9 protein-coding genes are annotated in these 12312 nt (G+C 53.9%); 6 read left to right on the top strand and 3 right to left on the bottom strand.

What is annotated here, in order from left to right; translation table 11 throughout:
- Window positions 1-40: 40 nt before the first annotated feature.
- Both BN8_RS13750 and BN8_RS13745 read left to right on the top strand, forming a co-directional pair.
- Window positions 41-1786, top strand: a complete 1746-nt coding sequence (locus BN8_RS13750; RefSeq protein WP_009282502.1) for a GMC family oxidoreductase — start codon at window positions 41-43, stop codon at window positions 1784-1786.
- A gap of 105 nt (window positions 1787-1891) precedes the next feature.
- Window positions 1892-2530 (top strand): gluconate 2-dehydrogenase subunit 3 family protein, encoded by a 639-nt coding sequence (locus tag BN8_RS13745; protein ID WP_009282501.1) that lies wholly within the window; start codon window positions 1892-1894, stop codon window positions 2528-2530.
- 59 nt (window positions 2531-2589) lie between these two features.
- On the opposite strand, the gene BN8_RS13740 is transcribed toward BN8_RS13745, so the two are convergent.
- The 3 genes from BN8_RS13740 to yiaA all read right to left on the bottom strand — a co-directional run bounded on the left by BN8_RS13740 (window position 2590) and on the right by yiaA (window position 4829).
- The gene (locus tag BN8_RS13740) at window positions 2590-3345 is read right to left on the bottom strand and encodes a DUF8737 domain-containing protein (protein ID WP_009282500.1); all 756 of its coding nucleotides are present in this window, start codon (window positions 3343-3345) and stop codon (window positions 2590-2592) included.
- Between the two features lie 108 nt (window positions 3346-3453).
- Window positions 3454-4326 (bottom strand): LytR/AlgR family response regulator transcription factor, encoded by an 873-nt coding sequence (locus BN8_RS13735; protein WP_144051661.1) that lies wholly within the window; start codon window positions 4324-4326, stop codon window positions 3454-3456.
- Between the two features lie 80 nt (window positions 4327-4406).
- Window positions 4407-4829, bottom strand: a complete 423-nt coding sequence (yiaA, locus tag BN8_RS13730) for an inner membrane protein YiaA (protein WP_009282498.1) — start codon at window positions 4827-4829, stop codon at window positions 4407-4409.
- Between the two features lie 420 nt (window positions 4830-5249).
- On the opposite strand from yiaA, the gene pyrG reads away from it, so the two are divergent.
- From pyrG to hemL, 4 genes are all read left to right on the top strand, one after another.
- Window positions 5250-6944, top strand: coding sequence for a CTP synthase (gene pyrG, locus BN8_RS13725; RefSeq protein ID WP_009282496.1), 1695 nt, complete (start codon window positions 5250-5252; stop codon window positions 6942-6944).
- A 154-nt stretch (window positions 6945-7098) separates the two neighbouring features.
- Complete coding sequence (gene yidC, locus BN8_RS13720) at window positions 7099-8997, top strand: membrane protein insertase YidC (RefSeq protein WP_009282495.1); 1899 nt, start codon at window positions 7099-7101, stop codon at window positions 8995-8997.
- 176 nt (window positions 8998-9173) lie between these two features.
- Window positions 9174-10940 carry an ABC transporter substrate-binding protein gene (locus BN8_RS13715; RefSeq protein ID WP_009282494.1) on the top strand — a complete coding sequence of 589 codons (1767 nt, stop codon included), beginning with the start codon at window positions 9174-9176 and terminating at the stop codon, window positions 10938-10940.
- Between the two features lie 69 nt (window positions 10941-11009).
- Window positions 11010-12296, top strand: coding sequence for a glutamate-1-semialdehyde 2,1-aminomutase (hemL, locus tag BN8_RS13710; RefSeq protein ID WP_009282493.1), 1287 nt, complete (start codon window positions 11010-11012; stop codon window positions 12294-12296).
- Window positions 12297-12312 lie beyond the last annotated feature (16 nt).

Genomic DNA, 12312 nt, shown 5'->3' with positions numbered 1-12312 from the left:
TGTCATTTTCCTGATTTACTCACAAACCTCACTCGTTTGCATGAATCCATTTCAAATTAAGAAGGCTCCAACTCAATACGACGTCGCCATCGTTGGATCGGGTGCCGGGGGTGGTATGGCTGCTTATACCCTGGCTAAAGCCGGTGCCAAAGTGGTATTGCTGGAAGCCGGTGGCTACTTCGATCCTGCTGACCCTAAGTATATTACCCAGTTGAAATGGCCGTATGAGTCACCACGTCGGGGGGCAGGTACCACCCGGCCGTTCGGTGATTTCGACGCAGCCTGGGGTGGCTGGGAAATTGAAGGCGAGCCGTATACGACCGTTCGGGGTACCGAGTTTCACTGGTTTCGGTCGCGGATGCTGGGTGGACGTACGAACCACTGGGGACGGATTTCACTCCGTTTTGGCCCCGACGATTTCCGGCGGAAAAGCATGACGGGTGTGGGTGAAGACTGGCCCATCGGTTACGACGACATCAAGCCCTTCTACGATCGGGTGGACAAACTCATCGGTGTTTTTGGCTCGATCGAGAACATGCCCACCGAACCCGACGGTATCTTTCTGCCGCCCCCCAAGCCACGCCTGCACGAACTAATGATCAGGAAAGCGGCCCGTGGTATCGGTATTCCGGTGATTCCCTCGCGGCTATCAATCCTGACCAAGCCCATCAATAATGAGCGCGGGGCCTGCTTCTATTGCAGCCAGTGTGGTCGGGCCTGCCAGGCCTACGCCGACTTCTCGTCGTCGTCGGTGCTGGTGAAGCCTGCCCTCAAAACCGGTAACGTAACGCTCATCAACGGAGCCATGGTCCGCGAAGTGCTGACCGACCCGCAAACGGGGCTGGCTACGGGCGTTAGCTACGTCGATACGCTGAGCCTCCAGGAGAAATCGGTGATGGCGAAACGGGTGGTACTGGCCGCCAGTGCCGGCGAAACGGCGCGGTTGCTGCTTAATTCGAAATCAGCGCGCTTTCCAACGGGGCTGGCCAATTCCAGCGGGGTCGTGGGTAAATACATCAATGACTCAACCGGAGCGTCGCGGTCGGCGTTTGTACCGGCCCTGATGGACCGCAAGCGGTATAATGAGGACGGTGTCGGCGGTATGCACGTGTTCACGCCCTGGTGGCTTGATAACAAAAAACTGGATTTCCCGCGTGGCTACCATATCGAGTATTGGGGCGGTATGGGTATGCCGGCCTACGGCTTCGGCTGGGGCATCGAGGGTCTGAACGGTAAGATACCGGCCCGCGATGGCAAGATGAAACCCGCTGGTGGCTACGGTGCCGGGCTGAAAGATGACTTCCGTCGGTTCTACGGCGCCTACGTCGGTATGGCCGGTCGGGGCGAGCCGGTGCCGATGGAAAGTAATTACTGCGAAATTGACCCGAACGTCGTGGATAAGTACGGTATCCCCGTGCTTCGGTTCAACTACAAATGGTCGGACTATGAGGTAAAGCAGGCCAAGCACATGCAGGATACGTTTGAGGAGATCATCCACGCGATGGGCGGCATGCCGCTTGGACCGAAGCCCGGGCCGGAGTCCAGCTACGGTCTGGAAGCACCCGGTAAGATTATCCACGAAGTCGGAACGGCCCGGATGGGTAACGATCCTAAATCGTCGGCGCTGAACAAGTTTCAGCAGGCTCATGATGTCAAGAACCTGTTTGTGGTTGATGCTGCCGCGTTCCCATCGCAGGGTGACAAAAACGTTACGTGGACAATCCTGGCCGCATCCATGCGCACGTCAGAATACCTGATCGATCAAGTTAAACAGAACAATATTTAACTCTGCGAACTTTGCGCATCCTTAGCGTCCTTTGCGTTTAAACAGGTTTCCTTAAACGCAAAGGACGCTAAGGATGCGCAGGGGACGCTAAGAAAACATACGTCTATGAAACGCAGAGACATACTCAAGAGCATTCCGGCAACCGTGTTCGGTGCGTCGGTACTGCCCGCCGAAGCAGCCGTTCCAGCTCCGCCCGATGTCAAACCTGTCAAAGTGCCGGGTGGTCGGCAGAAGTTTGAAGCCGAACGCGATGCTAAGCTGAATGCCGAAAAGTTTTTTACACCTCACGAACTCCAGACCGTCACGGTGCTGTCGGACATCATCATCCCGGCCGACGAGCGGTCGGGTAGTGCGTCGCAGGCAGGCGTACCGGCTTTTATCGAGTTCATGATGAAAGATCAGCCGCGTAACCAAACGCCCATGCGCGGGGGCATCCGGTGGCTCGACAACGTATGCACGAAACGCTACGGGAAGCCATTCGTGCAGTGTACTAAAGCGCAGCAGATCGAAATCGTTGACCAGATTGCCTATCCTGAAAAAGTTAAACCGGATATGGCGCAGGGAGCCGCGTTCTTCAGCCTGATGCGCAACTTTACGGCTACGGGCTTTTTCACCAGTCAGATCGGTATCAAAGACCTGGGCTATGTCGGTAATGTCCCGAATCAGTGGGACGGCGTTCCGGCCGATGTATTGAAACAATACAACCTGGCCTACGAAGAACGCGAACTGACGCAGGGTAAATAGATAGTTTTAAAGCTGAAGCGGCCTCAACACCATGATGAGGCCGCTTTTTTTATGCGCATTCAGCTGGAGTGTCGAATGGCGGGTTGATAATGAGCTGTCTGTTTCGTCCGGAACAGCAGTTGGCGAATGGCAACCAGGTGGCTGAAAAGCGCGACAGGTACCACAAAGCCCGGTAGCCAAACGAAGGGAAAGCGTAGTACACCAACGTTAGGCTGATCAAACGCAAATTGCTGGAAAGGCGACGGTCCTGAGAGCACGGCGTTGATGACAATATTGAGTAGCAAGACCAGTCCGAACAGGTTCCATACCAACAACGCTCGGTTGGTCATGCTGTGGCGGTGAAACGCGAGGTAACCAACCAATGGAGCTGTCAGGCCGACCAGAATGTCAAAATTTCGGCCTTCAAAGGTCATCAGATCCGGTATTTGCCGGTAGGTGAACAGGCCGTACAGCAGGAGCTCAACGGCCAGCCGGTTACTGTGCAGGTACGTCAGTGTCGTCAGTGGCAAGCGGTCTAACCACTGGCGGGTACGTGAAAAACTGAACAGAGTAACGATAAGTCCCAACGGCGGTAGGACAAGCAGGACAAAGCGGGGCGGGGTGGCCGACGTTTCAAGGAAGACGCCACGGTAGGCCAGTCCGCCGGTTAGGAGGAGCCAGCCCAACATACCGGTCAGGGCGTACCAGGCAGTCGGGAGGCTGGTTTGCCAAATGGCTGTGAAGAGCAGAACGACCGTAAACAATACGATAAATACAAAACCGGCCGCCAGCCAGTTAGGTAATTCAGTGGCGAGATAAGCGAGGTTGGGTTGCATATATGTCTGCTGGTTGATTGACAGCCGCAAAGTAAAAGGCCGTAGACAGGCTGTAGGAGCAACCGGCGAGTGCTGATGATGAGTGGTAACAAATTTTCCGATGAATGGTCAGGTCAACGATCCATGCTGAAACCACTTTTTGAATTCGGGGCTTCGGTACCGGCTCACTGTAACCGTTTCGAGTGGGGTGTTTTTGTGCAGAGACGGAGCCAGTGTAACCGCTAATTTTCGATTCGGTTCGTCGGCCACCGACCGAATGGCATACAGACTGACAATGAACTGGCGACTAAGCTGAAAAAACTGATGAGCGGGCAAGCGTTCATCCAGTTTGGCAAACGATGAATAGGTAGTTGGTACCTGTTGGCCGTCGGTTTTGACCAGAAGTACCATGCCGGCTGTTGAGTAAAAGTAGGCTATTTCGGATGGTAGCAGGCGAAGTTTTCGGGTTCCCGTATCGATCAGAATCAGGTCCGATGGCTTCATGGGTTTTGGTGTCAGGCTTACCTGAGGAGCTTGTCTGGCGATTGCCTGTTGTTTCTCCCAACGGATTGTCTGTAGCAGATACAACCCAACGTAAGCGCCGTTGGCGAGGGTGGCAATAGTAGCACAAACCACACTACCGGAAAGCAACTGGTCTACCGATGGCCACTCTCCGCCGTAAAGCCGGATGGCTAACGGAAATACGAGGCTAAACGCAAGCATCGTCAGCAGACCGCCGTACAAAATCTGACGTAGAATTCGACCAGAAGGATTTCGGTAAAAAGGAAAGCGCTGGTCCAGCCACCGAAAAACGGCCAGATTGACTTCCCAGCAACTCAGCATAACAGTTGCTACGGTCAGGAAATAGAGCCAGGGGAATTGATAGACAGGGTGCCAAGGGAACCGTCGGTAAAATACGATGTGGGACGCTACCAGGGCAGCCGTTGGTACGGCCACGAGCCGGGCAATCAGGTTCTGACGAAAAGTTAAAGGGGCGGCCATGCGGACCATACGACAGCAGATCGGGGTACTTCTCCCCGAAACTCCGAAATTAATCCGGCATGGCCAATAGATCGCTCTGGTCAGGCGTTGCGATCAGCGAATTGATTATCCCGTTTCTCAACCACCTGGCTGTCGCGTGTGTTTTTCTGAACGGCAATAGCGGCAAACAGGCTAAGCGTGAACGACATGGCGTAGAAGCCTTTTTCGCTCAGGCTCAACGTAGCGTTCCACAGACCGACGGTCAGCAGCAGAATAGCCAGAATAACGGAAATCCAGCTAATGCCGTAGTACACGTTCGTAACCGGAATGCCTTCCAGCCGGTCGCGGACACTTTTCTGTACCGACACCGCCGAAAACAGGCCATACATGAGGATGGTGAAATAATACCCTTTTTCGTTTAGCGCCATCTGGGCATTCCACAGACCAATGTTATAGGCCAGCATACCCGCTAACAGCGCTACCCAGGAGGCAGCAATAAACGCACTGGATGGTTGTTGATTCATTGAATTTGTTGTTTTTGGTTAGAATAATGAATGAGTGAGGTTATGTTACAATTATCTGACAGACAACCGTTTGTCGATGCAATTCTTTCATCTATTTTGCCAAAAAACAACTTTTCACCGTACCGATTTATTCATCGGTTAAACCAACCCTCTTTGATTGCTGCTAATGACTGGTTATACCGTTGCGCGGTCGCTCATGGGCGTGTAACGATTGGGCAAACATCACCGATACGTCTGCATCCCATCCATCGTTCGTTTACTGTTCCGGAACTTCAGTAACGGCCGGAAAGACGTTTTGGGTAGCCAACTGACAGCCAACTGCTTACCCGAAACCGTAAACTTTTTCCTTTCGCCCGGCTTCTTTTCCTCCTGAATCCTTCGTACCTTTATATCCCGTAACGACCAAAGCAGGTATCAGTCATGGCGGCTACGGGCACCAAATCAGCAAAATACATTTTCGTTACCGGCGGGGTAACTTCATCACTTGGCAAGGGCATTATTGCTTCTTCCTTGGCCAAATTGCTTCAATCACGGGGTTTATCGGTTACGATTCAAAAATTCGATCCGTACATCAATATTGATCCGGGTACGCTGAACCCTTACGAACACGGCGAATGCTACGTCACAGACGACGGAGCCGAAACAGACCTGGATCTCGGGCATTATGAGCGCTTTCTGAACCGCCCGACATCGCAGGCAAACAACATCACAACGGGCCGCATTTACAACAACGTTATCACCCGCGAACGCCGGGGCGATTTTCTGGGTAAAACCGTACAGGTTGTACCTCATATCACCGACGAAATCAAGCGCAACATCCGGTTGCTGGGCGATACCGGCGAATACGACGTGGTCATTACCGAAATTGGGGGGTGTGTGGGCGATATTGAGTCGCTGCCGTTCATCGAAGCCGTTCGACAGCTTAAGTTCGAACTGGGCGAAAACGATACGCTTGTCATTCACCTGACTCTGGTACCGTATCTGCAATCGGCCGGGGAGTTGAAAACAAAACCAACGCAGCACTCCGTGCGGATGCTGCTCGAAACGGGCGTTCAGCCGGATATCATTGTGTGCCGGACCGAACACCCGCTGCCGATGGACATTCGCCGGAAAATCGCGCTGTTCTGTAACGTACAGGTCAACTCGGTTATCGAAGCCATCGACGCCGAGACGATCTACGACGTACCGCTGCTGATGCGCAAGGAAAAGCTGGATCAGCGGGCGCTGTACATGCTCGATCTGTACAACGACCAGGACGCCGATCTGGATGCCTGGAAGGATTTCCTTGGGCGGCTCAAGAACCCGGCCGATACGATTAAAATCGGGCTGGTCGGTAAGTACGTAGAGCTGAAGGATGCGTACAAATCCATTGCCGAAGCGTTCATTCACGCGGGCGCTCAGAACGAATGCAAGGTGCAACTGGAGTGGATTCAGTCGGAAACGCTGGTTGATGAACACCACTGTGCTGATGTGCTGCGTCATCTGGACGGGGTGCTGGTGGCACCGGGTTTTGGCGAGCGCGGGATCGAAGGAAAGATCAACGCCGTTCGGTACGTTCGTGAACACAATATCCCGTTTTTGGGCATTTGTCTGGGTATGCAGATGGCCGTAATCGAATACGCCCGGAACGTAATGGGACTGGAAGGGGCTCATTCGACCGAAATGGAACCGCACACGAGCCACCCGGTCATCAATATGATGGAAGAGCAAAAGAAGGTGACCGACAAGGGCGGTACCATGCGGCTGGGGGCCTATCCGTGTAAGATCAAGCGGGATTCGCTGGCGCACCGGATTTATGGCAAGATCCAGATCAGCGAACGCCACCGCCACCGCTATGAATTCAACAGCGACTTCATCGATCAGTTTGAGCGGGCCGGTATGCGCCCGACGGGTATCAACCCCGAAACCGGACTGGTTGAGATCGTGGAGCTGGCCAACCACCCCTGGTTCGTGGGCGTGCAATTCCACCCGGAACTGAAAAGTACGGTCATGAATCCGCATCCGCTGTTCGTGAGTTTTGTACGGGCTGCTCTGACCTACGCCCAGCAAAAACGGTCGTCCGAAACAGCCTCGTCCGTCGATGCCGAAGTCTCCGTTCCAGCAGCGGTTGATTAAGCCGGTCGAATGGCGTAATTTTGCGGACTAATTTTATGGGTTTTCGGTTTATAGGTTACAGTTCTCTCGTTCAGGTGGTCGCTGGTCAAGACTCCGTGACCCACCTGCCAACAGAAAGCTGTAACCTGAAAGCCGAATACCGAAAACCAAACAAATGGATCGTAATCAACTAATTGGCATTGTCCTGATTCTGGCGATGCTCGTCGGGTATCAACTTCTGGTGCCGAAACCAGAGCCGGAAAAGGCCCCGACGCAACAAACGCAGCCGACAAAGCCAACGGCAACGACGGGCAATGCGGCCGCGACGGCAACCGCTGGAACAACCCAATCGACACTCGATTCGTCGGCCCTCCGTGCCCGCTTCGGCGATTTTGCCCAGTCGGCCCTTGGGCAGGAGCGTGATATCGTTGTTGAGAATAAGGACATGCGCGTTACCTTCAGTACAAGAGGTGGCCGGGTAAAAGAGGTAATACTTAAGAATTACAAAACCTACGACCAGAAACCACTGGTGCTGATTGACCCCCAGAGCAGCCAGACGGCGCTCGAACTCCCAACCAATCGGGGACTGGTGGATCTGCATAAATTATATTACCAGACGAATGCCCAGGGAGGCACCGTAAGCGGACAGGGTCAGCAAATCAACTTTCGGGTAGAAATAGCGCCCGGTCAGGCCGTTGAACAGACGTACACAGTACCGGCCGAAGGCTATGTGATCAACTATAACCTGCGTCTGAACGGATTGGACAACACCGTTGGTCGGGGGGATATCCGGTTCTTCTGGCAGGATAAGATGCGGCAGTACGAAAACGACCTGTCGAACAACCGCCGGGCGGCCACGATCGATTATTTCACCCAGGACGAAAACTTTGACAAGCTTCGCGAGAGCGAAAGCAGCGAGGAGGCAACGCTGGAAGAACCCGTCAAGTGGTTCGCCATCAAGCACAAGTATTTTCTATCGGGATTTGTAGCGGAGAATAATCCGTTGCAGAAGCCTACGTTCAAGGCGCTGGTCGATCCGGCTGATTCCAGTACGGTTAAAACGGCCATTGCCGACGTACAGATTCCGCTGGCCGACGTCCGGAGCGGCAAAGGGCAGTATAAATTCTACTACGGCCCGAACGACTTTCAACTGCTGGGCGACGTAGCGCCGGAGTTTGACCAGAATGTATACCTGGGCTACTCCATTCTGAAGCCGATCAACAAGTACTTCTTCGTGCCAGTGTTCAACCTGCTCGAGAAATTTGTGTCGAACTACGGTCTGCTGATTATCCTGCTCGTGGTATTTGTGAAGACGGTGCTGACCCCGCTGACGTACCGCTCGTACGTGAGTATGGCCAAGATGCGGGTGCTGCAACCTGAACTGAACGAAATCCGGGAGAAGGTTGGCGACGATATGACCAAGATGCAGTCGGAGCAGATGAAGCTCTACCAGCAGGTGGGCGTCAGTCCGCTGAGCGGCTGTATCCCGGTGCTGGCTACCATGCCGATTCTGTTCGCCCTGTTCATGCTGTTCCCGAACCTGATCGAACTGCGGCAGAAACCTTTCCTCTGGGCCGATGACCTCTCGACCTACGATGCGTTCATTAAATTCCCGGTGAACATTCCGTTCGTGGGTAGCCACCTGAGTCTGTTTACGGTCCTGATGACGGCTTCATCGATTGCCTATGCCTGGTATAACAACCAGACAACACCCACGCAGCCGGGACCCGTCAACATGAAGGCCCTGAGCTACATTTTCCCGCTGATGTTCATGTTCGTCCTGAACTCGTATCCGGCCGGTCTGACGTTCTACTACTTCGTGTCAAACATTGTCACCATTACGCAGCAGCAACTGATCCGTCGGTTTGTGGATGAGGACAAGATCAAAGCAGTGCTGGACGAAAACCGTCGGAAGAACGCATCCGGCGAAGGAAAAAAGCCAGGTGGTTTCCAGGCTATGCTGCAACGTCAGCTCCAGGCCGCGGAAGAAGCCCGCAAACAAGCTGAAGAAGCAAAGCGCGGTCGGAATAACGGTACGTCAGGGACTGGGCAGCGGCCTAAGCAGAAAAAATAAGTGTATGCTGGTCTGCCAATCGGTCTGACGGAACGTCTGACCGTAGCTATGGACACCACCGGTCAGACGTACTGTCAGGCCGATTGGTCGGTTTCGGGTGATATCAGGCCTACCAAACGCTTAACAAAAGCAACGCTACAGCGTTGCTTTTGTGCATTAAATCCGATATTAGGAAAATGAACAATAGACTTTATTGGCTTAGTTGGTTGGCCGTTGGCTTGTTAAGCATCGCCATGGCGAAGGCCCAGGTGCCGGCTGATCTGGAGCGACGGTACAAAGCGGCCATTCGGTTGGTGCAGACGGCCAATTACGAGCGGGCGAAAACGGAGTTCAACGCCATTATCCAGCGGGGGGGGAGCCTGTCGCCGTACGCTCATTATTACTACGCCCTGGCAGCCTACAAGCAGAAAAACTTTACGCAGGCCCGGCTGATGCTCCGGCAGTTGATGGACCGCTTTCCCGACTGGCAGAAGATGGACGATGCCCGGTATCTTTTTGCGGCTGTCTGCATGGAAATGGGGCAGTATGAAGATGCACTGACGGCCATTGAACGGATCGGCGATCCGGCACTACGTCCCGAAATTGATAAGCTGGAGCGTCATTTTCTGTATCGAGTTCAGGACCTGAACCGATTGAAACTCATGCAGAAAGAGTTTCCGGACAATCGTAATCTGGGCCTGGCGCTGATCGATCTGATTCAACGTTCGTCGAGCGACAAAGACGATCTGGTGTTGTCGGACCGGCTCACGAATCGCTTCGGCCTGCCAACAAACACGCCCGATCGGCCGGGTACTACTACGACGGCATCAACGCAATCAGCCCCCGCTCCGGGAGCTACCAGCGGCCGCCCTTCCTCTACGACCAACGTAACGTCCCGGCCCGACCGTAGTCGTCCGAAAGGGTATTACAACGTAGCGGTTATGTTTCCGTTTCGTCTGAACGAATTTGATGCCCAGAAACGGGCCCGTTCCAACCAATACGTGTTTGATCTTTACAACGGGATCAAAATGGCGAAGGAGAAGCTCAAGGAAGAGGGCATTATTATCAATTTGTTCGCTTATGACGTCGAGAACGATCCTGAACGTACTCAGGCGCTGGTGAATAGCCCGGCTTTTGCCCAGACAGATCTGATTATTGGACCTCTCTACGCCGAACCGAACCGGATTGCTTTGTCGTTTGCCGGTCAGAATAATGTTTTGCTGATCAACCCGATCGCGACCAGCTCTGAACTGGTGGCGGGCCAGCCAATGGCGTATCTGGCGCAGCCGTCAGTGAGCAGGCAGGCCGAAAAAGCCGTTGAGTTTGTTCGGTCTTTGTCGGCCGTTCGGCGACCGGCGATTTACTACGGGGCATCCCGACGGGATTCACTGCTGACTGCGGCCTACGTCGAGCAGTTACGTAAGCAGGGCGTTCAGCCGCTTGAAGTGAAAAAACTGACCGGAACCGCTCAGACTATAGCCGATGGGATGAAAATCTCCGAAACCAACGTCCCGGGTCACGTCTTTCTGTCCAGCAGTAACGAGGACGACGGAAGCCGGTTGATCGATGCCCTGGGTCGTCGGCGGATCAATGTGCCGGTTATTGCCACGTCCAGCGCCTTTGATTTCTATAAAAATTCGGTTTCTACATTCGCACGTCGGGAACTCTATCTGCTGTTCCCCGACTATGTGGATCAGACCCGGCCGATCGTTGCTGATTTTCAGGAGCAATACCTTGCTCAGCGAAAGATCATTCCTTCGGTTTTTGCCAGCCAGGGCTACGATATGATGCTGTTCTTCGGTCGGCAAATGGCTAAAAACGGTACAATTTTCCGTAACCGGTCAGCGCTACGCTCCGATACCGACGATTATGTACTGTCGGGCTTCGACTATACTCAAAACAACGAAAATCAGGTCGTCCCCATCGTAAAATGGGATGGCGGCCGGTTTGTAAAAGTTAATTAAAGAAAGGGTGTGTGAGCGAACGAGAGATTCTTTCCTGAAACTGACTCGCTCATTCACGCTTTATCTACTATGACAACAAGCGAACAGTTATTCAAACAGGCAAAACAGGTAATTCCGGGTGGGGTCAACTCACCGGTACGAGCGTTTCGGGCCGTGGGCGGGAGTCCGGTGTTCATTAAGTCGGCGAAAGGACCGTATGTATTCGATGAGGACGGCAACCAGTACATTGAACTTATCAACTCGTGGGGGCCTATGATTCTCGGCCACGCGTTCGAACCGGTTGAAAAAGCGGTTCGGGATGCCATTCAGCACTCTTTTTCGTTCGGAGCGCCAACGCGCAAAGAGGTCGAAATGGCCGAACTGATTATCGACATGGTGCCATCAGTGGAGAAGGTTCGTATGGTGAACTCGGGTACCGAGGCTACCATGGCGGCTATTCGGGTGGCACGGGGCTTTACCGGACGCGATAAGATTATCAAATTTGAAGGGTGCTACCACGGTCATGGCGACTCGTTCCTGATCGCGGCCGGTAGCGGGGCTGTTACGATGGGCACCCCTGATAGTCCGGGTGTGACGAAGGCAACAGCGCTCGATACGCTGACCGCTCCGTATAATAACCTGCAGGCCGTTGAAATGCTCATCGACAACAACGCCAACCAGATTGCGGCCATCATTCTTGAGCCGGTGGTGGGCAACATGGGCTGTGTCTTGCCGGAGCCTGGTTTCCTGGAAGGCATCCGGAATCTGTGCGATCAGCATGGAATTATCCTGATTTTCGACGAAGTAATGACCGGCTTTAGGCTGGCTAAAGGTGGAGCACAGGAGCGATTCGGTATTACACCCGATCTGACTACGATGGGGAAGATCATTGGTGGCGGTATGCCGGTGGGTGCCTACGGTGGCCGCGCCGACATCATGAATGTAGTATCACCGGCCGGACCGGTTTATCAGGCCGGTACGTTGTCGGGCAACCCGATCGCCATGTCGGCGGGACTGGCTATGCTACGTTACCTCAACGAACATCCGGAGGTGTACACGCGGCTCGAAGAAATTGGTGGAAAACTGGCCGAGGGGTTCCGGGCGGGACTGGTCAAGGCGGGGCTGAACTACACCATCAACCAGATTGGATCGATGTTCACGCTGTTTATGACCGACCGGTCCGTATCGAACTTTGCGGATGCCAAGTCGTGCGATCTGCCGCTGTTCGGGCGGTATTTCCACGCCATGCTGAAGCGGGGCGTATACCTGGCACCGTCGCAGTTTGAGAGCCTGTTCGTGTCGGTAGCGCTGACCGACGATCTGATCGAGCAGGTGATCCAGGCAAATGAAGAAAGTTTAAGGGAAGCTATTCAATAGACCCGCATCTGCTGCG

Origin of the sequence: Fibrisoma limi BUZ 3, from assembly GCF_000296815.2 — a bacterium.
GTDB lineage: Bacteria > Bacteroidota > Bacteroidia > Cytophagales > Spirosomataceae > Fibrisoma > Fibrisoma limi.
The sequence above is the reverse complement of the archived record's forward strand: the minus strand, read 5'-3'. Positions and strand labels throughout refer to the sequence as shown.